Below are 26,212 nucleotides of genomic sequence, written 5' to 3' on the forward strand. Positions count from 1 at the left end.
CGGCTGTTTGTGTGAAGTGATTCACATCCGCCGTGTCGATGGAGGCGCATTATAGGGAGTTTGCTTCTTAGCACAAGGCCTTTTTAGATCTTTTTTTCTGACTGCTGTTTTTTCAAACTCTTTGCCTTCTAACTGCGCAATTTGCTTAAATTTTGAGGTGAGAAACCGTGAAATCGGGGCAATAATGATCGTCTGTTCCCTAAAACGATCGTTTTAAAGAGGTAATCATGGCCGCAGACTTACGCCACTATAAAGATCTTTTCCCAACCATTGGCGCTCGCGTGCTGATTGATCCCACCAGCGTAGTGATTGGCGACGTTCGTATTGGCGATGATGTCAGTATCTGGCCGCTGGTCGCCATTCGTGGCGATGTTAATTATGTCCAGATTGGCGCGCGCAGCAATATCCAGGACGGTAGCGTTCTCCACGTGACCCATAAATCGACGCATAACCCGGACGGTAATCCGCTCATCATTGGCGACGACGTCACGGTTGGGCACAAAGTGATGTTACACGGCTGCACGGTGGGCAATCGGGTTCTGGTCGGGATGGGGTCTATCTTGCTGGATGGCGTGGTGGTTGAGGATGACGTCATGATTGGCGCGGGTAGTCTGGTGCCGCAGCATAAGCGCCTGGAAAGTGGCTATCTTTATCTGGGCAGCCCGGTAAAACAGATCCGCCCATTAAAAGCGTCTGAACTGGAAGGGTTGAAATACTCAGCCAACAACTACGTGAAATGGAAAGATGATTATCTGAATCAGGATAACCAGACCCAGCCCTGATTATCTTCCTGCTGGTCGCGGATAAGATCGCTGGCTTCCTCTTCCAGGTCCCAGCGATTTTCCTGAAACAGCGCTACCCATGCCTGAGGCGTTTCGCCGCCAAAACGGGCGATCATCGTTTCGCGGCGGATGGCACACATTAGTTGCATACCTTGCACCAGCGCCGGAAAACAGACGGCACACAGGTTGTCATCCCAGTGCTCGCGGTCAGGAAATTGAATGGCCTGATTCATGCGCGCAACGCCTGCGTCATCTGTTCAATCACCGGTTCGATTTCCGGCAGCACGCCATGCCAGAACAATACCGCATGCGCCGCCTGCCCCACCAGCATACCTAATCCATCGGCACACTGTTTTGCTCCATGCTGTCGACACCAGGCGAGGAACGGTGTATCCCCTTTCTGATAAAACATGTCGTAGCAATAAAGAGAAGGATGAATCAGCGATTCAGGGATCGCCGGGATCTCGCCATTAATGCCGCTCGAAGTCGCATTGATAATTAAATCAAATTCATGCCCTTCCAGCGCATCCAGCCCCAGCGCCTTGACACTGCCCGTATGCGCAAAAAGCTGCGCCAGTTCTTGCGCACGGGATGCGGTACGGTTGGCAATGGTGACGGCGCAATCCATCGAGAGCAGCGGCAGCAGGACACCGCGCGTCGCGCCGCCCGCGCCCAGTAGCAGAATTCGCAGCCCCGGTCGAATAAAGGAAAGACGCTCCAGGTCGCTCAGCAAACCAATGCCATCGGTGTTATCCCCTAAAAGACGCCCGTCCTCCAGTCGCTTGAGCGTATTTACCGCCCCTGCCAGTGCAGCGCGCTCGGTCAGTTCATCTGCCCGGGCGAACGCTTCTTCTTTAAAAGGTACGGTGACATTCGCCCCCTTTCCCCCCTGCGCAAAGAAAGCGTTGAGCGTATTAACAAAATCATCAAGTGGCGCCAGTACGCGCCCATAAGGATGTGTAATGTTCAGCTGCTGCGCAAACTGTTGATGAATAAAAGGCGATTTGCTGTGCGCAATCGGGTTACCAAAGACGGCATAGGTTTCCATGAGTTACCCCTGGCGGAAAAGTTCGCCCGTCAGGGCATCACGGATTTCAGATGGATTGAGTCGACCACCGGTCAGGGCATCCACCACCGGGAACGCATCGCCAAACTGCTGGCGAACTTCCTCTGTTGTGCGACACGGCGGCTGACCGGTAAGGTTCGCGCTGGTCGAGACCAGCGGTTTACCGTACGCATTGCAAAGCGCGATGACCACCGGGTGATCGGTGACGCGCACCGCGAGGGAGTCAAAACGCCCTGTCAGCCAGCCGGGTGTTGTGGCTTTCGCCGGGAACACAAACGTGACCGGTCCAGGCCAGCAGGCAAACACGGCATCACGCTGCGCGGTCGTTAACGCGGCATCATCAATATACGGTTTCAGTTGTTCGAAGCTTGCCGCAATCAGAATCAGCCCTTTTTCAACCGGGCGTTGTTTGAGTTCCAGCAGGCGATGAACGGCGATTTCACTGTCAGGATCGCAACCGACACCAAAAACGGCTTCGGTTGGATAAGCGATGACTTCTTTATTCTTCAGAGCGACAACCGCACGCTGTACGGCTTCTGATGGCAGGTTATTATTCACTGATTTATTCCGCCGGGATCGGCTTTCCACATTGTTTACTGGCACAGTAGCGTTTAAGACCATGCGCCGTTTTCTTTTCGATAAGTAGCGGGTAATGACACTCAGGACACTCGCCCGCAACAGGGGTGAAGTTAAGCACAAACTGACACTCCGGATAGCGATCGCAGGAGTGGAACGTTTTGCCATAGCGTGAACGGCGCTGAACCAGATGCCCTTGCTGGCATTGCGGGCAGGGGATAGCCGTTTCATCAGGTTTGTCGATAAGTTCGGTATGCTCGCAGGCCGGATACTGGCTGCAACCAATAAACATCCCAAAACGCCCCTGACGAAGCGCCAGCTCGGCGCCACATTCCGGGCACAACTGTCCCTCCAGAATTTTGACGATATGCCCATCCGCCTGACTCTTCAGGGGACGGACATAGTCACACTCTGGATAATGGGAACAACCAAGAAACGGCCCATGCTTGCCGGACCGTATTACCAGTTCAGCCCCGCACTGCGGGCAGGGCTCGTTTTTACGCACTGTAAAGAGTGCTGATTTGGCCATAACAACTCTTACTGCTGCACCATCGAATTAGTGCAGCATACCTTCATTCACGTCGAAGAGTAATTCTTCCATTTGTTGATACGCGTTTTCACACCCCGGAAGATTGAACAGAACCATCAGAATCACCCATTTGAGATCTTCCAGTTCGAACTCTGCGGTATCCAGAGCCATCACGCGTTCAATCACCATTTCTCGCGTTTCGAGGTTTAGCACCTGAATCTGTTCCAGGAATAACAAGAATCCCCGACAACTGGCATCCAGTCTCTGGCTCTCGTCCGCCGTAAAGATGCGAACAGAAAGCGGATCGGAAGCCAACTGCATCGGTTCGACAAGCCCTTCCTGATAATCAGCGAGCTTCTCCAGCCACATCAACGCGTTGAAAATATCCTCACGTTCAAAACCTGCCTCGGTGAGATCCCGTGTCAGTTTATCCTGATCCACGCGCATTTCAGCTTCGTTATGGATGTAAGTTTCAAACAAGTACAGTAGTACGTCGAACATGGCATGCCCTCCTTAATCGGACATAGCCGCCGGGTACAGCTGCGATCCATCCTGCTAACTCCAGTTCGAGTAGCTGAGCCACGGTCACTGGCACAGGTTGGCCGGCACGTTCAGCGACGACGTCAACAGGTGTTACCTCATCTCCTACGTTAGCCAGGAGCTCAGGAAATGGCAATGCTACAGAATCCTGATCTGGTGAATATTTTGACGTATCCTGCGCATTTGCGGACTGAAATGGCGCAATTTGCCGTGTTTCAAGAATATCTTCAGGCGTTGTGACTAATATCGCGCCCTGTTGAATCAGCCAGTGCGGCCCCTCACTACCCGGATTACCGAGAGGCCCGGGAATCGCATACACTTCCCGCCCCTGATCCGCGGCGCAACGCGCCGTCACCAGCGAACCACTTTTCAACGCCGCTTCAACCACCAGCACGCCACGGCTGAGGCCGCTGATAATACGATTACGCCGAGGAAAATTATGCGGCAACGGCGTCATAGCGAGGGGAAACTCCGAGACCAGCGCGCCGCCAGACGCCACAATGTCATCCGCCAGCTGGCGATGCCGATGTGGATAGATGTGACTCAGGCCATTACCCAATACGGCGATGGTTTTACCCGCCATACGTAATGCACTGCGGTGAGCAACCGCATCAATGCCCAGCGCAAGTCCGCTGGTGATGGTCACCCCCTGCTGCGCAAAGGCTTCGCAAAACACGCGCCCCCAGCGTTCGCCGTACCATGAGAAGCTTCGGCTACCGACCACCGCCAGTTGATAAGAACTCAGCAGCGACAGGTTTCCGCGAACGAAAAGCGCGGCCGGGTAATCACTGATGGCCCGCAGCGCTGTGGGATAAAACGTCGAACTGGCCAGTAACAGATGATTATCAGGCTGCGAGAGCCACTCCTCGCTTTCGCGAATCTCTTGCGCCGTCATCGATAAAAAACGAGTCGCCTGCTTCGCGGTTAACCCGACATCGCGCAGGTTTTTCAATGTAATGGCCGTTTCATTAATCAGAGCGTTGGCGATATTTTGCATCCTGTCGCCGTAGAGATCGTTTACCTTTATCAGGCGGAGCCATAACTCAGTAGGTGACATCCTTTTCCCCTTGCCACAAGCGGCATCAGCAATCTTTGCGATTGGTCACTGATGCTGTCAATTGGAGGGGGTTTTGTCTAGAATAGAGGTAATATTCTTTCCAACTCCTGAACAGACCTCTGGAGATTTATGGCAGTTTTGCAAGTGTTACATATTCCGGACGAGCGTCTTCGCAAAGTCGCTAAACCGGTCGAAGAAGTGAATGCAGAAATTCAGCGTATCGTCGATGATATGTTCGAAACCATGTACGCCGAAGAAGGTATTGGCCTGGCTGCAACACAGGTAGACATACATCAGCGCATTATCGTGATTGATGTTTCTGAAAATCGCGATGAGCAACTGGTGCTTATCAACCCGGAGCTGCTGGAGAAACACGGCGACACCGGTATTGAAGAAGGTTGCCTGTCGATTCCGGAACAACGTGCGCTGGTGCCGCGTGCCGAGCAGGTGAAAATCCGCGCGCTCGACCGTAACGGTAAAGCGTTCGAGCTGGAAGCAGACGGCCTGCTGGCTATCTGTATCCAACACGAAATGGACCACTTAGTCGGTAAGCTGTTTATCGATTATCTGTCCCCGCTGAAACAGCAGCGTATTCGTCAGAAAGTCGAGAAACTGGATCGCCTGAACGCGCGTGCCTAAGGATAAGGATCAACGTGTCTGATTCACTACGTATCATCTTTGCGGGTACCCCCGATTTTGCAGCGCGTCATCTTGACGCGCTGTTGTCGTCTGAACACCAGGTGGTGGGCGTATTTACTCAGCCCGATCGCCCGGCGGGACGCGGCAAAAAACTGATGCCGAGCCCGGTAAAAGTGCTGGCCGAAGAGAAAGGCGTACCGGTATTTCAGCCAGGTTCGCTGCGCCCTCAGGAAAATCAACAGCTGGTTGCCGATTTACAGGCCGACGTCATGGTCGTGGTGGCCTATGGATTAATCCTGCCAAAAGCCGTGCTGGATATGCCACGACTGGGCTGTATTAACGTGCACGGTTCCCTGCTGCCTCGCTGGCGTGGCGCTGCGCCAATTCAGCGTTCCCTGTGGGCAGGCGACGACCAAACCGGCGTGACCATCATGCAAATGGATGTTGGCCTTGATACGGGCGATATGCTGCATAAGCTCTCCTGCCCGATCGCGGCCGACGATACCAGCGGCAGCCTGTACGATAAGCTGGCCGACCTGGGCCCACAAGGGCTGCTGCATACGCTGGCTCAACTCGCCGCGGGCACCGCTAACCCGGAAGTTCAGGATGAAGCGCTGGTCACTTATGCTGAGAAACTCAGTAAAGAAGAAGCGCGCGTCGACTGGTCGCTCAGCGCGGCACAGCTTGAGCGCTGCATTCGCGCCTTTAATCCATGGCCGATGAGCTACATCGTGATTGATGAACAGCCTGTGAAAATCTGGCAGGCGTCAGTCATCAACACCACAACGAGCGCAGCACCAGGCACCATTCTGGAAGCCAATCGCCAGGGTATTCAGGTGGCAACCGGCGAGGGCATTCTTAACCTGCTCTCTCTGCAGCCAGCGGGTAAAAAAGCCATGGGCGTGCAGGACCTCCTGAATTCACGCCGGGAGTGGTTTATTCCCGGAAACCGTCTTGCCTGACGGTCACTCTCATTTTTAAGCCCGGTGTCGCCGGGCATTTTTATTTTTGCGGTTATGAAAAAAAACATCAATTTACGCAGTCTGGCGGCGCAAACCGTCGAGCAAGTTGTCGAGCAGGGGCAATCGCTAAGTAACGTCCTGCCCGCCATGCAGCAAAAAGTGTCCGATAAAGACAAAGCCTTGCTCCAGGAGCTGTGCTTTGGCGTGTTGCGCACACTTTCTCAGCTGGAATGGTTCATTCACAAGCTGATGTCGCGCCCGATGACGGGTAAACAGCGTACCGTCCATTATCTGATAATGGTGGGGATCTACCAACTGCTGTACACGCGCATTCCACCTCACGCCGCGCTGGCGGAAACGGTAGAAGGCGCAGTAGCGATTAAGCGCCCGCAGTTGAAAGGGCTGATCAACGGCGTACTGCGTCAATTTCAGCGACAACAGGATGAGCTACAGGCCGAATTTGCACAGACCGACGTCCGCTATCTGCACCCTTCCTGGCTGGTAAAACGTATCAAGCAAGCCTATCCACAACAATGGGAAGCCATTCTTGAGGCCAACAACCAGCGTCCGCCGATGTGGCTGCGCGTAAACCGCAACCACCACTCGCGCGACGCCTGGCTCGCGTTGCTGGCAGAAGCTGGTTTAACCGGCTTCCCGCATGCGGATTACCCGGATGCCGTACGCCTCGAAACACCGGCACCTGTTCATGCGCTTCCGGGTTTTGATGAAGGTTGGGTAACCGTTCAGGATGCCTCCGCCCAGGGTTGCATGACGTATCTGCAACCTGAAAATGGCGAGCAGCTCCTCGACCTCTGCGCCGCGCCCGGTGGCAAAACGACCCACATTCTGGAAGTGGCGCCTGAGGCTAATGTTATGGCCGTCGATGTGGATGAAAAACGCCTGTCGCGCGTCTATGACAACCTGAAGCGCCTGGGCATGAAAGCGACGGTGAAACAGGGTGATGGCCGCTTCCCTGAGCAATGGTGTGGTGAACAGCAATTTGATCGCATTCTTCTTGATGCGCCATGTTCGGCAACGGGTGTCGTACGCCGTCATCCGGATATAAAGTGGCTACGCCGCGATCGCGATATTCCGGAACTGGCGCAGTTACAGGCTGAGATCCTCACTGCGACCTGGGCACACCTCAAACCTGGCGGCACGCTGGTCTACGCGACCTGCTCCATTCTACCGGAAGAGAACAGCGAGCAAATTGCAGCCTTCCTGCAACGCACACCGGATGCCGTGTTGAGTGAAACCGGCACGCCAGAACAGCCCGGCAAACAGAATTTACCTGGCGCAGAAGAAGGCGATGGCTTCTTTTACGCTAAGCTAATCAAAAAATGATGAGATAACGGGTCGCGACTGATGAAAATTATCATTCTGGGCGCAGGGCAAGTAGGCGGTACGCTGGCTGAAAACCTGGTCGGAGAGAATAACGACATCACTATTGTGGATACCAATAGCGAACGTCTGCGTGGTTTGCAGGACAAATTTGACCTGCGCGTCGTCCAGGGACATGGTTCTCATCCACGTGTGCTGCGTGAGGCCGGTGCCGACGACGCCGATATGCTGGTTGCCGTAACCAGCTCGGACGAAACCAATATGGTGGCCTGCCAGGTCGCCTATTCCCTCTTTAACACACCAAACCGTATCGCCCGCATTCGCTCACCCGACTACGTCCGTGACGCGGAGAAACTGTTCAATACTGACGCGGTGCCTATCGATCACCTGATTGCGCCTGAGCAGTTGGTCATTGATAACATCTACCGTCTGATTGAATATCCAGGCGCGCTGCAGGTGGTTAATTTTGCTGAGGGGAAAGTGAGTCTCGCGGTGGTGAAAGCCTATTACGGCGGGCCGCTGGTGGGTAATGCACTCTCTACCATGCGCGACCATATGCCACATATCGATACGCGTGTTGCGGCCATTTTCCGCCACGACACGCCGATCCGCCCACAGGGTTCAACTATTGTGGAAGCAGGCGATGAAGTGTTCTTCATTGCGGCGTCCCAGCATATTCGCGCCGTCATGAGCGAATTGCAGCGTCTGGAGAAACCGTACAAACGCATCATGCTGGTCGGTGGTGGCAATATCGGTGCGGGTCTGGCACGCAGACTGGAGAAAGACTACAGCGTGAAGTTGATCGAGCGCGATCAACAGCGCGCTGCCGAACTGGCAGAGAAGCTACAAAATACGATCGTCTTCTTTGGCGATGCATCGGATCAAGAGTTACTGGCAGAAGAACATATCGATCAGGTTGATCTGTTCATTGCCGTCACCAATGACGATGAAGCGAACATTATGTCCGCGATGCTGGCCAAGCGGATGGGCGCAAAAAAAGTGATGGTGTTAATCCAACGCCGCGCCTATGTTGACCTTGTTCAGGGGAGCGTGATTGATATCGCTATTTCGCCGCAACAAGCCACCATTTCTGCCCTGCTGAGCCACGTGCGTAAAGCCGATATCGTCGGTGTGTCTTCCCTGCGCCGCGGCATCGCTGAAGCAATCGAAGCGGTAGCCCACGGCGATGAAAGCACTTCGCGTGTGGTCGGCAGGGTCATTGATGAGATAAAACTTCCGCCGGGTACGATTATTGGTGCAATCGTACGTGGTAATGACGTTATGATCGCCAATGATAATTTACGTATTGAGCAAGGGGACCACGTAATTATGTTCCTGACGGATAAAAAATTTATTACCGATGTCGAACGATTGTTCCAGCCAAGTCCCTTCTTCCTTTAATTACAAAAGGCGTTCTGCGGAACGCTTTTTTATTAACCCTTTATTATTTAAGGCTAAATCCGCTCAGCTGAATTATTGTTAATAATGGAAATTGCATAAACATTTGTTAAACTTATAAACGTCAGCTGGCACAAGGAGAATAACATGAGCATTATTAAAGAGTTTCGCGAATTCGCGATGCGTGGAAACGTTGTTGATTTGGCGGTGGGTGTCATTATTGGTGCGGCGTTCGGTAAGATTGTATCGTCATTAGTTGCCGATATTATTATGCCACCGTTGGGCTTATTAATTGGCGGGATCGATTTTAAACAATTTGCGCTGACGTTACGCGACGCGCAGGGAGATGTTCCGGCTGTAGTGATGCACTACGGCGTGTTCATTCAAAATGTCTTTGATTTTGTGATCGTGGCTTTCGCCATCTTTATGGCGATCAAACTGATCAACAAATTGAACCGCAAGAAAGAGGAACCGGCTGCGGACCCGAAACCAACGAAAGAAGAAGTGCTGCTTTCTGAAATCCGCGACTTGCTGAAAGAACAGAATAACCGTTCTTAATCACGCGGCTAAAAGCAGAAGGCCAGTGGTAAAGAAGCGATTCGCTTGTTTGCCACTGGCCTCCCAGTTACCCCGTTTTGCATGTTTGTTTTTACGCAGATAACTTCCTTTCCCTTTTTTATTCTTCTCAACGCGCTGTCTGAACAGCGGGTCATGCAGTAATGCCTCAATGGCGTTATCATTAATTTGCCCTTTGGTGTGTTGATAGCGGCTCATCATTTTCTCCTGATGGGTGATGATACGGCGCGAGTGTAGATCCGAACGGTGATAAATTCAACAGCCTTTAACATTCTTGTCAGCCCCCTGCTCCAGGGTCTCCAGGATAGAGCAATAAACGCTGCTATGTGCGGTTCCGCAGCAGGCATCATTCAGTTTCTTAAGCGATCTCTGCATTGATTGTAGCTCTTCAATACGTGACTCTACTTCGCTGAGTCGAGCCTGGACAATACTCTTGGATTCCTGACAGGTGTGATGTTCAGGGTCAACGCGGATTGATAGCAGTTCGCGGATTGCCTCCAGGGTAAAACCCAGTTGGCGGGCATAGCGAATAAACTTCAGTCGCTGAAGATCGGTTTCGGTATACAGGCGGAATCCACCTTCTGTACGAACTTCATGATCCATCATCTGCTGCTTTTCATAGTAGCGGATGGTATCGGGCGTTACGCCAGCCAATTTTGCCAGTTCACCAATGCGATACATGGATAGTTACTCCTCGTTAAACCGATCTATCAATTTTTCTGCGTATTCTCCACGCATAAAATCGGTGCTTATGCCAGCCTGGCGCAATTTCAGTTCCATTAATGCGAGCCGACGACTTAATTCCTGATAGCGTTCATCTTCTTTGTGAATGCCTTTCAGCAGATCAACCAACGCCAGTGCTTCTTTACGCTGCTCGAGCTCAGGTGGCAAACAGCCTGCGTTCTTCAACAAGCGATAACCTGCACGTAGCTCTTCAGGGACAGCCGAATCATCGTCCAGCATCAAAGGCTCACCTTGCCCGGGTAAATAATCGAACTCACCGTTTCGCTGGGCATCAGCAATATGACGCTCTGCCCACAGGTCGACTAACCACATGACAGCACTCCGAAATACGCAGTAGGAATAAAACTATTGTAGAGAGATGGGGGAAGGGGAGATATAAAAAAACCCGCCGAAGCGGGTTTTTTTACGTTGCAACAGATTACTCTGCAGCAGCTTCTGCTTTCTCTGAACGATCAACCAGCTCGATGTAAGCCATCGGCGCGTTGTCGCCTGCACGGAAACCACACTTCAGAATGCGAGTGTAACCACCGGCACGGCTCGCGAAACGCGGGCCCAGTTCGTTAAACAGTTTTGCCACGATCTCGTTATCACGAGTACGGGCGAATGCCAGACGACGATTAGCAACGCTATCAGTCTTGGCAAGAGTAATCAGCGGCTCAACTACGCGACGCAGTTCTTTCGCTTTAGGCAGGGTCGTCTTGATGATTTCATGACGAACCAGTGAACCTGCCATGTTGCGGAACATAGCCTGGCGATGGCTGCTGTTGCGGTTCAGTTGACGACCACTCTTACGATGGCGCATGACCTTATCCTTCTCAGTAAAACCTTAACCTGTGATCCGGTTACTCGTCAGCAATGCTTGCCGGTGGCCAGTTTTCCAGGCGCATGCCCAGAGACAGTCCACGGGAGGCCAGCACGTCTTTAATCTCGGTAAGAGATTTTTTACCCAGGTTAGGCGTCTTAAGAAGCTCAACCTCGGTACGCTGTACCAGATCACCGATATAGTGGATAGCTTCTGCCTTAAGGCAGTTAGCAGAGCGGACAGTCAATTCCAGATCGTCAACAGGGCGCAGCAGGATCGGATCGAATTCTGGTTTCTCTTCTTTAACTTCTGGCTGACGTACATCACGTAAGTCAACAAAAGCTTCCAGTTGTTCAGCCAGGATGGTTGCCGCACGACGAATCGCCTCTTCAGGATCGATTGTGCCGTTGGTTTCCATTTCGATGACCAGCTTGTCCAGGTCGGTACGCTGTTCTACACGCGCTGCTTCAACATTGTAGGCAATACGCTCTACAGGGCTGTAGCAGGCGTCGACCAACAGACGGCCGATCGGGCGCTCATCTTCTTCCGAATGAATTCGGGAAGAAGCCGGCACATAACCGCGACCGCGCTGAACTTTGATACGCATGCTGATAGCTGCGTTTTCATCGGTCAGGTGGCAGATCACGTGCTGCGGCTTGACGATTTCGACATCACCGTCGTGGGTGATATCGGCTGCGGTCACAGGGCCAATGCCAGATTTATTCAAGGTAAGAATAACTTCATCTTTACCCTGAACTCTCACCGCCAGCCCTTTCAGGTTGAGCAGGATTTCCAGGATGTCTTCCTGAACGCCTTCTTTGGTGCTGTACTCATGAAGTACACCATCAATCTCAACCTCGGTCACCGCGCAACCCGGCATCGATGAGAGCAGAATACGGCGCAGTGCGTTACCCAGAGTATGGCCAAAGCCACGCTCTAAAGGCTCAAGGGTCACCTTGGCGTGCGTCGAACTCACTTGCTCGATATCTACCAGGCGCGGTTTTAGAAACTCTGTCACAGAACCCTGCATTGTGTCCTCTCTTTGGTACTAAGCTTTACTTGGAGTAAAGCTCGACGATCAGGTGTTCGTTAATGTCCGCAGACAGATCAGAACGCTCAGGCTGACGCTTGAACGTGCCTTCCATCTTGCCAGCATCAACTTCCAGCCAGGTTGGCTTTTCACGCTGTTCAGCCAGCTCAAGAGCGGCTTTCACGCGAGATTGCTTTTTCGCTTTCTCACGGATGCTAACAACGTCATTCGCTTTAACCTGATAAGAAGCGATGTTAACAACACGACCGTTTACCATGATTGCTTTGTGGCTAACCAGCTGGCGTGCTTCAGCACGAGTGGCGCCGAAGCCCATACGGTATACAACGTTGTCCAGACGACCTTCCAGCAGAGCCAACAGGTTTTCACCGGTGTTGCCTTTCAGACGTGCTGCTTCTTTGTAGTAGTTACGGAATTGACGCTCCAGCACACCGTACATACGGCGAACTTTTTGCTTCTCACGCAACTGCACACCATAGTCAGACAGACGCGGTTTACGCGCACCGTGCTGGCCAGGAGCTTGTTCAATTTTACACTTGGTATCGATCGCGCGAACGCCAGACTTAAGGAATAAGTCGGTGCCCTCACGACGGCTCAGCTTGAGCTTAGGACCCAAATATCTTGCCATTTTCTTTCTCCAACTAACCTGGAAAACGTAGCGTTATACGCGACGTTTTTTCGGCGGACGACAACCGTTATGAGGGATCGGAGTCACATCAGTAATATTAGTGATGCGGAAACCAGCGGCGTTCAGAGCACGAATAGTAGATTCGCGACCCGGACCCGGACCTTTGACCATAACTTCCAGATTCTTGATGCCGTATTCTTTTACGGCTTCTGCGCAACGCTCTGCCGCAACCTGAGCTGCGAACGGAGTGGATTTGCGAGAACCACGGAAACCGGAACCACCGGCTGTTGCCCAACCCAGCGCATTACCCTGACGATCGGTAATAGTCACGATGGTGTTGTTGAAAGAAGCATGGATATGAGCCACGCCGTCAGAGACTTGTTTTCTTACACGTTTACGTGCACGAATTGGTGCCTTTGCCATTATTCAATCACCCCGATTATTTCTTGATCGGTTTGCGCGGACCCTTACGGGTACGTGCGTTGGTCTTGGTACGCTGACCGCGAACCGGGAGACCACGACGATGACGCAAACCGCGATAGCAACCAAGATCCATCAGGCGCTTGATGCTCATGCTGATTTCACGGCGCAGATCACCTTCAACGACAAATTTGGCAACTTCGTCACGCAGCGTGTCGATTTGTTCTTCAGACAGCTCACTGATCTTAACATTTTCAGCGATGCCCGCCGCAGCTAAAATAGCTTTGGAACGGGTTTTGCCGACACCGAAGATCGAAGTTAATGCGATCACGGCGTGTTTTTGATCAGGAATGTTAATGCCTGCTATACGGGCCACTATGCACTCCTACTATTTAATATGTACGCACCATGCTGAAAAGCCCGTTTTCAGGATACTCAAATGGAAACGTACAGACATACAAAAGATTGGCTGGCTAATCTAGCCAGCTCAACCCAACTTTGCAAGAAAAATATGCGAATAAATCAGCCTTGGCGCTGTTTATGCTTCGGCTCGGCACTGCAAATCACACGGATGACACCATCACGCTTAACGATTTTGCAGTTACGGCATAATTTCTTGACGGAAGCACGAACTTTCATTTTTACTCTCCGTAACTTCTCGGGCGACCAATTATCGGCCGTAGCCTTTCAGGTTCGCCTTCTTCAATGCAGACTCGTACTGACTTGACATCATCAGAGTTTGCACTTGAGCCATAAAGTCCATAATCACGACAACAACGATAAGCAGTGAGGTCCCACCGAAGTAGAACGGTACTTTCATTGCATCACGCATGAACTCCGGGATCAGGCAGATAAAGGTAATATACAACGCACCAACCAGGGTCAGGCGGGTCATTACTTTATCGATATACTTCGCCGTTTGCTCTCCCGGACGAATTCCTGGTACAAATGCACCGGACTTCTTCAGGTTATCTGCTGTTTCACGCGGGTTGAAAACCAACGCCGTGTAGAAGAAACAGAAGAAGATGATCGCAGACGCATAGAGTAACACATAAAGTGGTTGCCCAGGCTGCAAATACAGCGAAATTGTTGTCAGCCAGTTCCAACCAGTCCCACCCCCGAACCATGACGCGATGGTTGCCGGGAACAGAATAATACTGGAAGCGAAGATTGCCGGGATTACCCCTGCCATATTCACTTTCAGCGGTAAATGTGTGCTCTGTGCAGCATAAACACGACGACCTTGCTGACGTTTCGCGTAGTTTACCACAATGCGGCGTTGACCACGCTCAACAAATACAACAAAGAACGTCACTGCAAATACTAATACTGCAACCAACAGCAACAGGAGGAAGTGCAGGTCGCCTTGACGCGCTTGCTCGATAGTATGGGCAATGGCTGGCGGGAGTCCCGCAACGATACCAGCGAAGATAATGATTGAGATACCGTTACCGATACCGCGCTCAGTAATCTGTTCGCCGAGCCACATCAGGAACATGGTCCCTGTAACCAGACTTACAACAGCGGTGAAATAGAATGCAAAGCCTGGGTTAATTACCAGGCCCTGCATACCAGGCATATTCGGCAGACCGGTAGCAATACCGATCGACTGGAATATTGCCAGCACCAGAGTACCGTAGCGGGTGTACTGGCTGATCTTACGACGACCAGACTCCCCTTCTTTCTTAATTTCTGCCAACGTTGGGTGAACCACCGTCAGTAGCTGGATAATGATCGACGCCGAAATATACGGCATGATCCCCAGAGCAAAGATAGAAGCACGGCTGAGAGCACCACCAGAGAACATGTTAAACATCTCAATGATGGTGCCTCGCTGTTGCTCAAGCAGTTTGGCAAGTACAGCGGCATCAATACCAGGGATCGGAATAAAAGAGCCAATACGGAACACAATAAGCGCACCGATTACAAACAGCAGTCTGCGTTTCAGCTCGCCTAAGCCACCTTTGGCACTTTGAAAATCTAATCCCGGTTGTTTAGCCATCTGCTACTTATTCCTCGATTTTACCGCCAGCAGCTTCGATAGCAGCACGAGCGCCTTTAGTAACACGCAGGCCACGAACAGTTACCGGAGTAGTGACTTCACCAGCCAGGATCACTTTCGCGAACTCGATCTGGATACCGATAATGTTAGCTGCTTTCAGCGTGTTCAGGTCTACAACACCGCCTTCCACTTTCGCCAGGTCAGACAGACGGATTTCCGCTGTAATCGCTGCTTTGCGAGAAGTGAAGCCGAATTTCGGCAGACGACGGTACAGAGGCATCTGACCACCCTCGAAACCACGACGTACGCCACCGCCAGAACGAGATTTCTGACCTTTGTGACCACGACCGCCGGTTTTACCGAGGCCAGAACCGATACCACGACCCAGACGGCGACCCGCCTTTTTAGAGCCTTCGGCCGGAGACAGAGTATTTAAACGCATCTCTTACTCCTCAACTTTAACCATGAAGGAAACCGCGTTGACCATACCACGAACAGCAGGAGTATCCTCGCGTTCTACGGTGTGACCAATACGACGCAGACCCAGGCCAAGCAGCGTTGCCTTGTGTTTCGGCAGACGACCGATTGCACTGCGGGTTTGAGTAATTTTAATAGTCTTTGCCATGGTTTATTTCCCCAGAATTTCTTCAACGGATTTACCACGCTTGGCAGCGACCATTTCCGGAGATTTCATATTTTCCAGACCATCGATAGTTGCACGAACCACGTTAATCGGGTTAGTGGAACCATACGCTTTAGCCAGAACGTTACGAACTCCAGCGACTTCCAGAACGGCGCGCATTGCACCACCGGCGATGATACCGGTACCTTCGGAAGCCGGCTGCATGAATACACGAGAACCCGTGTGAGTACCCTTAACTGGGTGCTGCAGGGTGCCGGTATTCAGCGCGACGTTAATCATATTGCGACGGGCTTTTTCCATCGCTTTCTGGATCGCTGCTGGAACTTCACGCGCTTTACCGTAACCAAAACCTACGCGACCGTTACCATCGCCTACTACAGTCAGAGCTGTGAAGGAGAAAATACGACCACCTTTAACGGTTTTAGATACGCGGTTTACCGCGATCAGCTTTTCCTGCAGTTCGCCAGCTTGTTTTTCGATGTGAGCCATCTTACACCTCTACCTTAGAACTGAAGGCCAGCTTCACGGGCAGCATCTGCCAGTGCCTGGACACGACCATGATATTGGAACCCGGAACGGTCAAAGGATACATCTTTGATGCCTTTTTCCAGAGCGCGTTCAGCAACAGCTTTACCCACAGCTGCAGCCGCGTCTTTGTTACCGGTGTACTTCAGTTGTTCAGCGATAGCTTTTTCTACAGTAGAAGCAGCTACCAGAACTTCGGAACCGTTCGGTGCAATTACCTGTGCGTAAATATGACGCGGGGTACGATGTACCACCAGGCGAGTTGCGCCCAGCTCCTGGAGCTTGCGGCGTGCGCGGGTCGCACGACGGATACGAGCAGATTTCTTATCCATAGTGTTACCTTACTTCTTCTTAGCCTCTTTGGTACGCACGACTTCGTCGGCGTAACGAACACCCTTGCCTTTATAAGGCTCAGGACGACGGTAGGCGCGCAGATCCGCTGCAACCTGACCGATCACCTGCTTATCAGCGCCTTTCAGCACGATTTCAGTTTGAGTCGGACATTCTGCAGTGATACCCGCAGGCAGCTGATGGTCAACCGGGTGAGAGAAACCTAAAGACAGGTTTACTACATTCCCTTTAACCGCTGCACGATAACCTACACCAACCAGCTGTAGCTTCTTAGTGAAGCCTTCGGTAACACCGATAACCATTGAGTTCAGCAGGGCACGCGCGGTACCAGCCTGAGCCCATCCGTCTACGTAACCATCACGCGGACCGAAGGTCAGTGCATTATCTGCATGTTTAACTTCAACAGCATCGTTGAGAGTACGAGTCAGCTCGCCGTTTTTACCTTTGATCGTAATAACCTGACCGTTGATTTTTACATCAACGCCGGCAGGAACAACGACCGGTGCTTTAGCAACACGAGACATTTTTTCCTCCGATTAGGCTACGTAGCAGATAATTTCGCCACCAAGACCAGCCTGGCGCGCTGCACGATCAGTCATAACACCTTTAGAGGTAGAAACAACTGCGATACCCATGCCGGCCATAACTTTCGGCAGCTCATCTTTACGTTTGTAGATGCGCAGACCTGGGCGGCTGACACGCTGAATGCTTTCTACAACAGCTTTACCCTGGAAATACTTGAGAGTAAGTTCCAGTTCCGGCTTGGTGTCGCCTTCAACTTTAAAATCTTCAATAAAACCTTCTTCCTTCAGCACGTTGGCAATTGCCACTTTCAGCTTGGAGGAAGGCATGGTGACCGCAGCTTTGTTCGCGGCCTGACCGTTACGGATACGGGTCAGCATATCCGCGATCGGATCTTGCATGCTCATCTGTCTTTACTCCCGTGATTCAATTGGTAATTACCAGCTAGCCTTTTTCAAGCCTGGTACTTCACCGCGCATAGCGGCTTCACGAAGCTTAATACGGCTCAACCCGAACTTGCCCACATAACCATGTGGACGACCTGTTTGACGGCAGCGGTTACGCTGACGAGACGGGCTGGAATCACGCGGCAGACTCTGCAGCTTCAGAACAGCGTTCCAACGATCTTCATCGGAAGCGTTCACATCAGAGATGATAGCTTTCAGTTCAGCGCGTTTCGCGAAGAATTTATCAGCTAAAGCTACGCGCTTTACTTCGCGTGCTTTCATTGATTGCTTAGCCATTCAGTAACCCTTACTTGCGGAACGGGAAGTCAAAGGCAGCCAGCAGAGCACGGCCTTCTTCGTCAGATTTCGCAGTAGTGGTAATGGTAATATCCAAACCACGCACGCGGTCGACTTTATCGTAGTCGATTTCTGGGAAGATGATCTGCTCACGGACACCCATGCTGTAGTTACCACGGCCATCGAATGACTTAGCGGACAGGCCACGGAAGTCACGGATACGCGGTACAGCAATAGTGATCAGGCGCTCAAAGAACTCCCACATGCGTTCGCCACGCAGAGTTACTTTACAGCCGATCGGATAGCCCTGACGGATTTTGAAGCCTGCAACTGATTTGCGTGCTTTGGTGATCAGCGGTTTTTGACCGGAGATTGCTGCCAGGTCAGCTGCTGCGTTATCCAGCAGTTTCTTGTCAGCGATCGCTTCACCAACACCCATGTTCAGGGTGATCTTCTCGACCCGAGGGACTTGCATGACAGAATTGTAGTTAAACTCAGTCATGAGCTTGTTAACTACTTCGTCTTTGTAGTAATCATGCAGTTTCGCCATCGTACTACTCCAAATTACTTGATAGTTTCGCTGTTAGACTTGAAGAAACGGACTTTTTTGCCGTCTTCGAATCTAAAGCCTACACGGTCGGCCTTGCCGGTTGCCGCATTGAAGATTGCAATGTTAGAGATCTGAATAGCTGCTTCTTTCTCAACAATGCCGCCTGGTTGGTTCAGGGCCGGAACCGGCTTCTGATGTTTTTTAACCAGGTTGATACCTTCAACAATGACCTTGCCGGAAGACAGGACATTTTTTACTTTACCGCGTTTACCTTTATCTTTACCGGTTAACACGATAACTTCGTCATCACGACGGATCTTCGCTGCCATGATTCGCTCCTTAGAGTACTTCTGGTGCCAGAGAGATAATTTTCATGAACTTCTCGTTACGAAGTTCACGAGTTACCGGCCCAAAAATACGCGTACCGATAGGCTGCTCGCTGTTATTGTTTAAAATAACGCATGCATTACCATCGAAGCGAATGACAGAACCGTCCGGGCGACGAACACCCTTCTTGGTGCGCACCACTACCGCCTTCAGCACATCACCTTTTTTGACCTTACCACGCGGAATTGCTTCCTTGATGGTGATCTTGATGATGTCGCCTACGCCTGCGTAGCGACGGTGCGAGCCACCCAGAACCTTGATACACATTACGCGACGTGCACCGGAGTTGTCGGCGACGTTCAGCATAGTCTGTTCTTGGATCATTTTAGTGCTCCGCTAATGTCAACTACTACTGAGACCCGAAAATCAGGCCATTAAAAAGCCCCATATATCGAGGGCGCGGCATTATAACACCACTCTCAAGATATGGGTAGAAAAAATAAACGGCTCATCGCTGAGCCGTTTATTCGTATCGAGAACGAGTACTGTATTACAGAACCGCTTTCTCTACAACGCGAACCAGCGTCCAGGACTTAGTCTTGGACAGCGGACGGCATTCACGGATTTCAACCTTGTCGCCGATACCGCATTCGTTGTTCTCGTCATGTACGTGCAGTTTGGTCGTACGCTTAATGAATTTACCGTAGATCGGGTGTTTCACAAAACGTTCGATAGCAACAACAATGGATTTCTCCATTTTATCGCTAACAACGCGACCTTGCAGAGTACGGATTTTATCGGTCATTACGCACCCGCCTTCTCAGTCAGTAAAGTCTTAACACGTGCAACATCACGACGCACTTGCTTCAGCAGATGAGTCTGTTGCAGCTGGCCACTTGCAGCCTGCATGCGCAGGTTGAACTGCTCACGCAGCAAGTTCAGCAGCTCAGCGTTCAGATCTTCAACGCTTTTTTCACGCAGCTCTTTTGCTTTCATTACATCACCGTCTTAGTTACAAAGGTGGTTTTGATCGGCAGTTTCGCGGCTGCGAGGCCGAATGCTTCACGGGCCAGCTCTTCCGGTACACCGTCCATTTCATACAGGACTTTGCCCGGCTGAATCAAGGCAACCCAATACTCCACGTTACCTTTACCTTTACCCATACGAACTTCAAGAGGCTTCTCGGTAATCGGTTTGTCCGGGAATACACGGATCCAGATTTTACCTTGACGCTTCACTGCACGGGTCATAGCACGACGTGCTGCTTCGATCTGACGTGCAGTCAGACGACCACGGCCAACAGCTTTCAGACCGAAAGTGCCGAAGCTAACATCCGTACCCTGCGCCAGACCGCGGTTACGGCCTTTGTGCACTTTACGGAATTTTGTACGCTTTGGTTGTAACATCAGCGACGCTCCTTATTTACGGCCTTTACGCTGCTGCTTTTTAGGTTGAGCAGCCGGTTCCGGTTGTTCAACAGCAGCCATACCACCCAGGATCTCACCTTTGAAGATCCATACCTTAACGCCGATTACACCGTAAGTGGTGTGCGCTTCAGAGGTGTTGTAGTCGATGTCAGCACGCAGAGTGTGCAGCGGTACGCGACCTTCGCGGTACCATTCGGTACGTGCGATTTCCGCGCCGCCCAGACGGCCGCTAACTTCAACTTTGATACCTTTAGCGCCCAGACGCATTGCGTTCTGTACAGCACGCTTCATAGCACGACGGAACATAACACGACGTTCCAGCTGAGAAGTGATGCTGTCAGCAACCAATTTAGCGTCCAGTTCAGGCTTACGAACTTCGGCGATATTGATCTGAGCAGGAACGCCAGCGATATCCGCTACGACCTTGCGCAGTTTTTCTACGTCTTCGCCTTTCTTACCGATAACGATACCCGGGCGAGCAGTGTGAATGGTTACACGGATGCTCTTAGCCGGACGCTCGATAACGATACGAGATACGGACGCTTTTGCCAGTTCCTTCGTCAGGTACTGACGTACTTTAAAATCGCTGTCCAGGTTGTCAGCGAATTCTTTGGTGTTCGCGAACCAGGTAGAGTTCCATGGTTTGACAATACCCAGGCGAATACCATTAGGATGTACTTTCTGACCCATTGCTAGTCTCCAGAGTCTCAGCGATCGGACACAACCACAGTAATGTGGCTGGTGCGCTTCAGGATGCGATCTGCACGACCTTTTGCACGCGGCATAATGCGCTTCATGCTCGGGCCTTCGTCTACGAAAATTTTCGCAACTTTCAGATCGTCAATGTCAGCGCCATCGTTGTGTTCAGCGTTAGCAATGGCAGATTCCAGTACTTTCTTGACCAGTACAGCCGCTTTCTTATTGGTGTAGGTCAGAATATCCAGGGCCTGCGACACTTTCTTACCGCGAATCAGGTCAGCAACAAGGCGAACCTTCTGAGCAGAAGAACGAGCATGGCGATGTTGAGCTAAAGTTTCCATCTCTTCCTCCTACCTTATTTCTTCTTCGCTTTTTTATCAGCAGCATGGCCGCGATAAGTACGAGTCGGTGCGAATTCACCCAGTTTGTGACCAACCATTTCGTCGGTTACAAAGACTGGAACGTGCTGACGACCATTATGGACAGCGATGGTCAAACCGATCATGTTAGGAAAGATCGTTGAACGACGGGACCAAGTGCGCAGGGGCTTCTTGTCTCCGCTTTCCACCGCTTTCTCTACCTTCTTCAGCAAGTGCAGGTCAATAAAAGGACCTTTCTTGAGAGAACGTGGCATGGCTTATCCTCTAAAATTATTTGCTACGGCGACGTACGATGAATTTATCAGTACGCTTGTTGCTGCGGGTCTTCTTACCTTTGGTCTGCAGGCCCCACGGGGATACCGGGTGCTTACCAAAGTTACGACCTTCACCACCACCATGTGGGTGATCGACTGGGTTCATCGCAGTACCGCGAACGGTAGGACGAACACCACGCCAGCGTGCAGCACCTGCTTTACCCAGAACGCGCAGCATATGCTCAGCATTGCCAACTTCGCCCAGAGTTGCACGGCAGTCTGCTTCGACTTTACGCATTTCACCAGAACGCAGACGCAGGGTGACATAAGCACCATCGCGAGCAACGATCTGAACGTAAGTACCAGCGGAACGTGCCAGCTGACCGCCTTTACCTGGTTTCATTTCTACGTTATGAACGGTAGAACCAACCGGGATATTGCGCATCGGCAGGGTGTTACCTGCTTTGATTGCAGCATCAACGCCAGACTGAATCTGGTCGCCAGCTTTCAGGCCTTTAGGGGCCAGGATGTAACGGCGTTCGCCGTCTTTGTACAGAACCAGCGCGATGTTCGCGGAGCGGTTCGGATCGTACTCAAGACGTTCAACTGTTGCCGGGATACCGTCTTTGTTGCGTTTGAAGTCAACAATACGATAAGCCTGCTTATGGCCACCACCGATGTGACGAGTGGTGATACGGCCATTGTTGTTACGACCACCGGATTTGCTGTTTTTTTCCAGCAACGGAGCAAAAGGTTTGCCCTTGTGCAGCTCAGGGTTAACCACTTTAACTACGTGGCGACGACCCGGAGATGTCGGTTTACATTTAACAACTGCCATTGTATTACTCCTCCGACTTACTCAGCGCCGCCAACGAAGTCCAGATTCTGGCCTTCTTTCAGGGTGACGTAAGCTTTTTTCCAGTCGCTACGACGACCGATACGCTGTCCGTGACGTTTAACTTTCCCTTTAACGACCAGGGTGTTAACGACTTCGACTTCGACTTCAAACAGTTTCTGCACAGCAGCTTTGATTTCTGCTTTGGTCGCGTCTTTAGCAACTTTGAGAACGATGGTGTTAGTTTTTTCCATCGCAGTAGACGCTTTTTCAGAAACGTGCGGTGCGCGCAGCACCTTCAGCAGACGTTCTTCACGAATCATGCCAGCATCTCCTCAACTTGCTTAACAGCATCAGCAGTCATTACGACTTTGTCGAAGGCGATCAGGCTAACCGGGTCGATACCCGTTGCATCGCGAACGTCAACCTTGTGCAGGTTACGTGCTGCGAGGAACAGATTTTCGTCCAGCTCACCGGTGATGATCAGCACATCTTCCAGAGCCATGTCTTTCAGTTTCTGTGCCAGCAGCTTAGTTTTAGGCGCTTCTACAGAGAACTTCTCGACAACGATCAGACGATCCTGACGTACCAGTTCGGACAGAATGCTCTTCAGCGCGCCGCGGTACATCTTTTTGTTAACTTTTTGACTGTGGTCCTGCGGACGAGCAGCGAAGGTCACGCCACCGGAACGCCAGATCGGGCTCTTGATAGAACCTGAACGCGCACGGCCGGTACCTTTCTGGCGCCATGGTTTTTTACCAGAACCAGTTACTTCAGCACGAGTCTTCTGAGCACGAGTACCCTGACGAGCACCAGCTGCATAAGCAACAACAACCTGGTGAACCAGCGCTTCGTTGAAATCACGACCGAAGGTAGTTTCGGAAACAGTCAGCGCGCTCTGCGCGTCTTTCAATACTAATTCCATTGCTATCCCCTTACGCCTTCACAGCTGGTTTAACGATCAGGTCGCTACCGGTTGCACCCGGGACCGCACCTTTCACCAGCAGCAGGTTGCGCTCAGCGTCAACACGTACTACGTCCAGGCTCTGAACAGTTACACGTTCGTTACCCAGCTGACCTGCCATTTTCTTGCCTTTGAACACTTTGCCCGGAGTCTGGTTCTGACCGATAGAACCCGGAACGCGGTGAGACAAGGAGTTACCGTGAGTAGCGTCCTGGGTACGGAAGTTCCAGCGCTTAACGGTACCAGCAAAACCTTTACCTTTAGAGGTACCGGTTACGTCAACTTTTTTAACTTCAGCAAACAGTTCGACGCTGATGTTCTGACCAACGGTGAATTCTTCACCCTCTGCCAGACGGAACTCCCACAGGCCGCGGCCAGCTTCTACGCCAGCTTTAGCGAAATGGCCAGCTTCCGGCTTGGTTACACGGTTTGCTTTTTTAGCACCGGTGGTAACCTGAATAGCACGATAGCCATCGTTAGCCAGGTCTTTAACCTGAGTAACACGGTTTGCTTCAACTTCGATTACGGTTACTGGGATAGAGACGCCATCTTCAGTGAAGATGCGGGTCATACCCACTTTTTTACCGACTAAACCAATCATTGTATCAACCTCTCAATCGCTCGATGACCTGATTAACCCAGGCTGATCTGCACGTCTACACCGGCAGCCAGGTCCAGACGCATCAGAGCATCAACGGTTTTCTCGGTTGGCTCAACGATGTCAACCAGACGCTTGTGAGTGCGAATTTCGTACTGATCGCGCGCGTCTTTGTTAACGTGCGGAGAGATCAGAACGGTAAAGCGCTCTTTGCGGGTCGGCAGCGGGATCGGACCGCGAACCTGCGCACCAGTGCGCTTGGCAGTCTCGACGATTTCCGCGGTTGATTGATCGATCAGACGATGATCAAACGCTTTAAGGCGGATACGGATTCTTTGGTTCTGCATGAGACCAGAGCTCCAATTATTTTATAGACGAAATGATTACTCCTCAAACCCATTACGATTGATGGGAGAGTGTAACCGTTCTTACGTAGCTCCCCGATTGGGAGCATTGTTGATGACCAAAAAGCGCCATCTGGTTCAGATCGAACCGCTGTCAATATTAGACAAGCCCGCGCATTATACGCAAATACCAGCGCGAAGCAAGGGGTGTTTAGAAATTAGTCATGATAATTTGCGGTGCCGGGCGCACGCCTTGCGGTAATAAATGTCATCACCTGAAAAATACCGGAAAGCGTCTCGCAGCGTGAGAATTTGCCTTTTGCGCTTACGTTCTACCCTGGCCAAACTCGTTGTCCTGAACAACTTACCGGAGTCGAGTATGGCTTATGCGCCCCTGCCCTTCTTTATTTTCTATACGCTCTTCACGCTGAAGCTTAGCTGGCATGACTGGCGTACCGGCCTGTTGCCTGACAAACTGACCTGCCCGCTCTTGTGGGGAGGTGTGTTGTATCATCTGTGCCTTTTCCCAGACCAATTATCCGTATCGTTGTGGGGTGCCATCGGTGGATACGGTGCGTTCGCGCTGATTTACTGGGGATATCGGGGCGTGCGCCACCGGGAAGGATTAGGCTACGGTGATGTGAAATTGCTTGCTGCGTTGGGCGCATGGCATGGCTGGCAGGTGCTTCCAGTATTGATACTCACGGCCTCGTTGCTGGCCCTGCTGTTTACTGGACTGTCAGCGTTCAAGTTGCGTAAATGGCAGGCAATAAAAAACCCGCTGCCATTTGGCCCATTTCTGGCCGCAGCGGGTTTCATCATATCCGGGCTTAGGGTATTTTAGTCTTCGACTTTGATTTGCGACTGCAGATAATTTTGCAGGCCAATCTTGCCAATCAGGTCAAGTTCGGTTTCCAGCCAGTCGATATGATGCTCTTCTTCACTGAGGATATTGATAAGCATATCGCGGCTCACATAGTCGTGAACGCTGTCGGCATACGCAATGGCTTCGCGCAGATCTTTCGCGCCTTCCAGCTCAAGGCGGAGATCCGATTGCAGCATCTCTTCCACATCTTCGCCAATTTGCAGTTTGCCCAGATCCTGGAGATTCGGTATCCCTTCGAGAAATAAAATACGCTCGATATATTTATCTGCGTGCTTCATCTCATCAATTGATTCGTGATACTCGATATCGTTGAGGCGCATCAGGCCCCAGTTTTTGAACATTCTCGCATGGAGAAAGTATTGATTGATTGCGACAAGCTCATTTCCCAATAATTTATTGAGATAATTTATAACCTTAACATCACCTTTCATTATGTAGTCCCTCCGCTTCCACTTATTGAAGCGTAGATCGGGCTACAGGGATGTCAAAAAAAGAATCAGGCTCAGGCGATTTCCTGATATTCAGGCATCTGGGTTAATTCGTCTTCCATCACTTCGCGGGCCGCACGTACGCACTTACCGCATTGATTTCCCACGGGTATAAATTTGCGTAATTGCTGGAAAGATTGAGGATGAAACTGGCGAACTACCTGGCGAATTTTTTTATCGCTTACACCGTTACACAAACAAACGTACATAATGACTCCCGCTTAATTTATGAACAGAGTGTAAATGAGAATGGTTATGATTACAATAGTAGATGACAAATGACGCAGCGGGTGCGCATTTTTAAATAAAAAATGAATGCTGGAATAATAGACAGCAAAAAGGGCGCCGAAGCGCCCTTTTTAAGCTCAAAACTAATTAATTAATAATTAGCTCATTACTTTAGCAACAACGCCCGCGCCAACGGTACGGCCGCCTTCACGGATTGCGAAACGCAGACCGTCGTCCATCGCGATCGGGTGGATCAGGGTAACAACCATTTTGATGTTGTCGCCCGGCATTACCATCTCTACGCCTTCCGGCAGTTCAATGGTGCCAGTCACGTCAGT

The 26,212-nt window shown here is 51.4% G+C and carries 46 protein-coding genes and 1 pseudogene; 7 read left to right on the forward strand and 40 right to left on the reverse strand.

What is annotated here, in order from left to right; all coding sequences use genetic code 11:
* Positions 1–227: 227 nt before the first annotated feature.
* On the forward strand, positions 228–782 hold the full coding sequence (locus F0Q32_RS23695) for a gamma carbonic anhydrase family protein (protein WP_149464943.1): 555 nt from the start codon (positions 228–230) through the stop codon (positions 780–782).
* Here the strand turns inward: F0Q32_RS23695 and F0Q32_RS23700 are convergent.
* Genes F0Q32_RS23700 through dprA form a run of 6 tightly spaced genes read right to left on the reverse strand, consistent with a single transcriptional unit; the run spans position 758 to position 4,550 of the window.
* On the reverse strand, positions 758–1,015 hold the full coding sequence (locus tag F0Q32_RS23700) for a DUF1488 domain-containing protein (protein WP_149464944.1): 258 nt from the start codon (positions 1,013–1,015) through the stop codon (positions 758–760). The genes F0Q32_RS23695 and F0Q32_RS23700 overlap by 25 nt on opposite strands.
* Positions 1,012–1,830 (reverse strand): shikimate dehydrogenase, encoded by an 819-nt coding sequence (gene aroE, locus F0Q32_RS23705; RefSeq protein WP_149464945.1) that lies wholly within the window; start codon positions 1,828–1,830, stop codon positions 1,012–1,014. Before aroE ends, F0Q32_RS23700 begins: the two co-directional genes overlap by 4 nt.
* Positions 1,831–1,833: 3 nt before the next feature.
* Positions 1,834–2,406 carry an L-threonylcarbamoyladenylate synthase type 1 TsaC gene (tsaC, locus tag F0Q32_RS23710; protein ID WP_149464946.1) on the reverse strand — a complete coding sequence of 191 codons (573 nt, stop codon included), beginning with the start codon at positions 2,404–2,406 and terminating at the stop codon, positions 1,834–1,836.
* Positions 2,407–2,410: 4 nt separating this feature from the next.
* Positions 2,411–2,953: a type I DNA topoisomerase gene (locus F0Q32_RS23715; RefSeq protein ID WP_149464947.1), complete on the reverse strand. Its 543-nt coding sequence runs from the start codon at positions 2,951–2,953 to the stop codon at positions 2,411–2,413.
* 27 nt (positions 2,954–2,980) lie between these two features.
* Complete coding sequence (gene smg, locus F0Q32_RS23720; protein ID WP_149464948.1) at positions 2,981–3,454, reverse strand: DUF494 family protein Smg; 474 nt, start codon at positions 3,452–3,454, stop codon at positions 2,981–2,983.
* A complete protein-coding gene (gene dprA / locus F0Q32_RS23725; protein WP_149464949.1) occupies positions 3,426–4,550 on the reverse strand; it encodes a DNA-protecting protein DprA in 1,125 nt (374 codons plus the stop codon). The genes smg and dprA overlap by 29 nt, the downstream gene beginning before the upstream one ends.
* Before the next feature lie 129 nt (positions 4,551–4,679).
* Between dprA and def the strand changes: the two genes are divergently transcribed.
* The 5 genes from def to mscL all read left to right on the forward strand — a co-directional run bounded on the left by def (position 4,680) and on the right by mscL (position 9,448).
* Positions 4,680–5,189: a peptide deformylase gene (gene def / locus F0Q32_RS23730; protein WP_015962755.1), complete on the forward strand. Its 510-nt coding sequence runs from the start codon at positions 4,680–4,682 to the stop codon at positions 5,187–5,189.
* A 14-nt stretch (positions 5,190–5,203) separates the two neighbouring features.
* Complete coding sequence (fmt, locus tag F0Q32_RS23735; RefSeq protein ID WP_149464950.1) at positions 5,204–6,151, forward strand: methionyl-tRNA formyltransferase; 948 nt, start codon at positions 5,204–5,206, stop codon at positions 6,149–6,151.
* Between the two features lie 54 nt (positions 6,152–6,205).
* Positions 6,206–7,495: a 16S rRNA (cytosine(967)-C(5))-methyltransferase RsmB gene (gene rsmB / locus F0Q32_RS23740; RefSeq protein WP_149464951.1), complete on the forward strand. Its 1,290-nt coding sequence runs from the start codon at positions 6,206–6,208 to the stop codon at positions 7,493–7,495.
* A 21-nt stretch (positions 7,496–7,516) separates the two neighbouring features.
* A complete protein-coding gene (gene trkA / locus F0Q32_RS23745; protein WP_149464952.1) occupies positions 7,517–8,893 on the forward strand; it encodes a Trk system potassium transporter TrkA in 1,377 nt (458 codons plus the stop codon).
* Between the two features lie 144 nt (positions 8,894–9,037).
* Positions 9,038–9,448: a large-conductance mechanosensitive channel protein MscL gene (gene mscL, locus F0Q32_RS23750; protein WP_015962751.1), complete on the forward strand. Its 411-nt coding sequence runs from the start codon at positions 9,038–9,040 to the stop codon at positions 9,446–9,448.
* On the opposite strand, the gene F0Q32_RS23755 is transcribed toward mscL, so the two are convergent.
* From F0Q32_RS23755 to rpsJ, 31 genes are all read right to left on the reverse strand, one after another.
* A complete protein-coding gene (locus F0Q32_RS23755) occupies positions 9,449–9,664 on the reverse strand; it encodes an alternative ribosome-rescue factor A (RefSeq protein ID WP_149464953.1) in 216 nt (71 codons plus the stop codon).
* 57 nt (positions 9,665–9,721) lie between these two features.
* On the reverse strand, positions 9,722–10,147 hold the full coding sequence (gene zntR / locus F0Q32_RS23760) for a Zn(2+)-responsive transcriptional regulator (protein ID WP_149464954.1): 426 nt from the start codon (positions 10,145–10,147) through the stop codon (positions 9,722–9,724).
* A 6-nt stretch (positions 10,148–10,153) separates the two neighbouring features.
* The gene (locus F0Q32_RS23765) at positions 10,154–10,522 is read right to left on the reverse strand and encodes a DUF1992 domain-containing protein (RefSeq protein WP_149464955.1); all 369 of its coding nucleotides are present in this window, start codon (positions 10,520–10,522) and stop codon (positions 10,154–10,156) included.
* 106 nt (positions 10,523–10,628) lie between these two features.
* Entirely contained in the window at positions 10,629–11,012 is a 384-nt protein-coding gene (gene rplQ, locus F0Q32_RS23770; protein WP_001216368.1) for a 50S ribosomal protein L17, read from the reverse strand.
* A gap of 40 nt (positions 11,013–11,052) precedes the next feature.
* Positions 11,053–12,042, reverse strand: a complete 990-nt coding sequence (rpoA, locus tag F0Q32_RS23775; RefSeq protein ID WP_015962747.1) for a DNA-directed RNA polymerase subunit alpha — start codon at positions 12,040–12,042, stop codon at positions 11,053–11,055.
* Between the two features lie 25 nt (positions 12,043–12,067).
* The gene (rpsD, locus tag F0Q32_RS23780; RefSeq protein WP_002919224.1) at positions 12,068–12,688 is read right to left on the reverse strand and encodes a 30S ribosomal protein S4; all 621 of its coding nucleotides are present in this window, start codon (positions 12,686–12,688) and stop codon (positions 12,068–12,070) included.
* Positions 12,689–12,721: 33 nt separating this feature from the next.
* Complete coding sequence (rpsK, locus tag F0Q32_RS23785; RefSeq protein WP_002919257.1) at positions 12,722–13,111, reverse strand: 30S ribosomal protein S11; 390 nt, start codon at positions 13,109–13,111, stop codon at positions 12,722–12,724.
* Positions 13,112–13,127: 16 nt separating this feature from the next.
* Positions 13,128–13,484 (reverse strand): 30S ribosomal protein S13, encoded by a 357-nt coding sequence (rpsM, locus tag F0Q32_RS23790; protein ID WP_149464956.1) that lies wholly within the window; start codon positions 13,482–13,484, stop codon positions 13,128–13,130.
* A 146-nt stretch (positions 13,485–13,630) separates the two neighbouring features.
* Positions 13,631–13,747 (reverse strand): 50S ribosomal protein L36, encoded by a 117-nt coding sequence (gene rpmJ, locus F0Q32_RS23795; protein ID WP_000868187.1) that lies wholly within the window; start codon positions 13,745–13,747, stop codon positions 13,631–13,633.
* A 31-nt stretch (positions 13,748–13,778) separates the two neighbouring features.
* Positions 13,779–15,110 carry a preprotein translocase subunit SecY gene (gene secY, locus F0Q32_RS23800; protein ID WP_015962746.1) on the reverse strand — a complete coding sequence of 444 codons (1,332 nt, stop codon included), beginning with the start codon at positions 15,108–15,110 and terminating at the stop codon, positions 13,779–13,781.
* Positions 15,111–15,117: 7 nt separating this feature from the next.
* Positions 15,118–15,552 (reverse strand): 50S ribosomal protein L15, encoded by a 435-nt coding sequence (rplO, locus tag F0Q32_RS23805; protein WP_015962745.1) that lies wholly within the window; start codon positions 15,550–15,552, stop codon positions 15,118–15,120.
* 3 nt (positions 15,553–15,555) lie between these two features.
* On the reverse strand, positions 15,556–15,735 hold the full coding sequence (gene rpmD / locus F0Q32_RS23810; protein WP_001140434.1) for a 50S ribosomal protein L30: 180 nt from the start codon (positions 15,733–15,735) through the stop codon (positions 15,556–15,558).
* Positions 15,736–15,738: 3 nt separating this feature from the next.
* On the reverse strand, positions 15,739–16,242 hold the full coding sequence (gene rpsE / locus F0Q32_RS23815; RefSeq protein ID WP_015962744.1) for a 30S ribosomal protein S5: 504 nt from the start codon (positions 16,240–16,242) through the stop codon (positions 15,739–15,741).
* Between the two features lie 14 nt (positions 16,243–16,256).
* Positions 16,257–16,610, reverse strand: a complete 354-nt coding sequence (gene rplR, locus F0Q32_RS23820; protein WP_000358960.1) for a 50S ribosomal protein L18 — start codon at positions 16,608–16,610, stop codon at positions 16,257–16,259.
* Positions 16,611–16,619: 9 nt separating this feature from the next.
* Positions 16,620–17,153: a 50S ribosomal protein L6 gene (gene rplF / locus F0Q32_RS23825; RefSeq protein ID WP_012135817.1), complete on the reverse strand. Its 534-nt coding sequence runs from the start codon at positions 17,151–17,153 to the stop codon at positions 16,620–16,622.
* Positions 17,154–17,165: 12 nt separating this feature from the next.
* Positions 17,166–17,558: a 30S ribosomal protein S8 gene (gene rpsH, locus F0Q32_RS23830; protein ID WP_003031127.1), complete on the reverse strand. Its 393-nt coding sequence runs from the start codon at positions 17,556–17,558 to the stop codon at positions 17,166–17,168.
* 30 nt (positions 17,559–17,588) lie between these two features.
* The gene (rpsN, locus tag F0Q32_RS23835) at positions 17,589–17,894 is read right to left on the reverse strand and encodes a 30S ribosomal protein S14 (protein ID WP_003863291.1); all 306 of its coding nucleotides are present in this window, start codon (positions 17,892–17,894) and stop codon (positions 17,589–17,591) included.
* Between the two features lie 10 nt (positions 17,895–17,904).
* Positions 17,905–18,444, reverse strand: a complete 540-nt coding sequence (gene rplE / locus F0Q32_RS23840) for a 50S ribosomal protein L5 (protein WP_007702494.1) — start codon at positions 18,442–18,444, stop codon at positions 17,905–17,907.
* A 14-nt stretch (positions 18,445–18,458) separates the two neighbouring features.
* Entirely contained in the window at positions 18,459–18,773 is a 315-nt protein-coding gene (rplX, locus tag F0Q32_RS23845) for a 50S ribosomal protein L24 (protein WP_015962742.1), read from the reverse strand.
* A 10-nt stretch (positions 18,774–18,783) separates the two neighbouring features.
* The gene (gene rplN / locus F0Q32_RS23850; protein WP_000613954.1) at positions 18,784–19,155 is read right to left on the reverse strand and encodes a 50S ribosomal protein L14; all 372 of its coding nucleotides are present in this window, start codon (positions 19,153–19,155) and stop codon (positions 18,784–18,786) included.
* A gap of 166 nt (positions 19,156–19,321) precedes the next feature.
* Positions 19,322–19,576, reverse strand: a complete 255-nt coding sequence (gene rpsQ, locus F0Q32_RS23855) for a 30S ribosomal protein S17 (RefSeq protein WP_002438707.1) — start codon at positions 19,574–19,576, stop codon at positions 19,322–19,324.
* Complete coding sequence (gene rpmC / locus F0Q32_RS23860) at positions 19,576–19,767, reverse strand: 50S ribosomal protein L29 (RefSeq protein WP_108477147.1); 192 nt, start codon at positions 19,765–19,767, stop codon at positions 19,576–19,578. Before rpmC ends, rpsQ begins: the two co-directional genes overlap by 1 nt.
* A complete protein-coding gene (gene rplP, locus F0Q32_RS23865; RefSeq protein ID WP_002919759.1) occupies positions 19,767–20,177 on the reverse strand; it encodes a 50S ribosomal protein L16 in 411 nt (136 codons plus the stop codon). Before rplP ends, rpmC begins: the two co-directional genes overlap by 1 nt.
* A 12-nt stretch (positions 20,178–20,189) precedes the next feature.
* Positions 20,190–20,888, reverse strand: coding sequence for a 30S ribosomal protein S3 (gene rpsC, locus F0Q32_RS23870; RefSeq protein WP_006817277.1), 699 nt, complete (start codon positions 20,886–20,888; stop codon positions 20,190–20,192).
* A 17-nt stretch (positions 20,889–20,905) separates the two neighbouring features.
* Positions 20,906–21,238 (reverse strand): 50S ribosomal protein L22, encoded by a 333-nt coding sequence (rplV, locus tag F0Q32_RS23875; protein WP_002919773.1) that lies wholly within the window; start codon positions 21,236–21,238, stop codon positions 20,906–20,908.
* A 14-nt stretch (positions 21,239–21,252) separates the two neighbouring features.
* Positions 21,253–21,531 carry a 30S ribosomal protein S19 gene (rpsS, locus tag F0Q32_RS23880; RefSeq protein WP_001138117.1) on the reverse strand — a complete coding sequence of 93 codons (279 nt, stop codon included), beginning with the start codon at positions 21,529–21,531 and terminating at the stop codon, positions 21,253–21,255.
* Between the two features lie 16 nt (positions 21,532–21,547).
* Complete coding sequence (gene rplB, locus F0Q32_RS23885) at positions 21,548–22,369, reverse strand: 50S ribosomal protein L2 (protein WP_015962739.1); 822 nt, start codon at positions 22,367–22,369, stop codon at positions 21,548–21,550.
* Between the two features lie 17 nt (positions 22,370–22,386).
* Positions 22,387–22,689, reverse strand: coding sequence for a 50S ribosomal protein L23 (gene rplW, locus F0Q32_RS23890; RefSeq protein WP_000617546.1), 303 nt, complete (start codon positions 22,687–22,689; stop codon positions 22,387–22,389).
* Positions 22,686–23,291, reverse strand: a complete 606-nt coding sequence (gene rplD, locus F0Q32_RS23895) for a 50S ribosomal protein L4 (RefSeq protein WP_000424395.1) — start codon at positions 23,289–23,291, stop codon at positions 22,686–22,688. The genes rplW and rplD overlap by 4 nt, the downstream gene beginning before the upstream one ends.
* 10 nt (positions 23,292–23,301) lie before the next feature.
* Entirely contained in the window at positions 23,302–23,931 is a 630-nt protein-coding gene (gene rplC / locus F0Q32_RS23900) for a 50S ribosomal protein L3 (protein ID WP_015962738.1), read from the reverse strand.
* A 32-nt stretch (positions 23,932–23,963) separates the two neighbouring features.
* Positions 23,964–24,275, reverse strand: coding sequence for a 30S ribosomal protein S10 (rpsJ, locus tag F0Q32_RS23905; RefSeq protein WP_001181005.1), 312 nt, complete (start codon positions 24,273–24,275; stop codon positions 23,964–23,966).
* Between the two features lie 376 nt (positions 24,276–24,651).
* On the opposite strand from rpsJ, the gene F0Q32_RS23910 reads away from it, so the two are divergent.
* On the forward strand, positions 24,652–25,116 hold the full coding sequence (locus F0Q32_RS23910) for an A24 family peptidase (RefSeq protein ID WP_149464957.1): 465 nt from the start codon (positions 24,652–24,654) through the stop codon (positions 25,114–25,116).
* On the opposite strand, the gene bfr is transcribed toward F0Q32_RS23910, so the two are convergent.
* The 3 genes and pseudogenes from bfr to tuf all read right to left on the reverse strand — a co-directional run.
* Positions 25,113–25,589 (reverse strand): bacterioferritin, encoded by a 477-nt coding sequence (gene bfr / locus F0Q32_RS23915; RefSeq protein WP_015962736.1) that lies wholly within the window; start codon positions 25,587–25,589, stop codon positions 25,113–25,115. The two genes, F0Q32_RS23910 and bfr, sit on opposite strands and share 4 nt — an antisense overlap.
* A 71-nt stretch (positions 25,590–25,660) precedes the next feature.
* Positions 25,661–25,855 carry a bacterioferritin-associated ferredoxin gene (gene bfd / locus F0Q32_RS23920; RefSeq protein WP_015962735.1) on the reverse strand — a complete coding sequence of 65 codons (195 nt, stop codon included), beginning with the start codon at positions 25,853–25,855 and terminating at the stop codon, positions 25,661–25,663.
* A gap of 177 nt (positions 25,856–26,032) precedes the next feature.
* Positions 26,033–26,212 (reverse strand): annotated as a pseudogene (tuf, locus tag F0Q32_RS23925) (elongation factor Tu); the annotation flags it as partial.

It is taken from the genome of Pseudocitrobacter sp. 73 (assembly GCF_008369545.1).
GTDB lineage: Bacteria > Pseudomonadota > Gammaproteobacteria > Enterobacterales > Enterobacteriaceae > Pseudocitrobacter > Pseudocitrobacter vendiensis.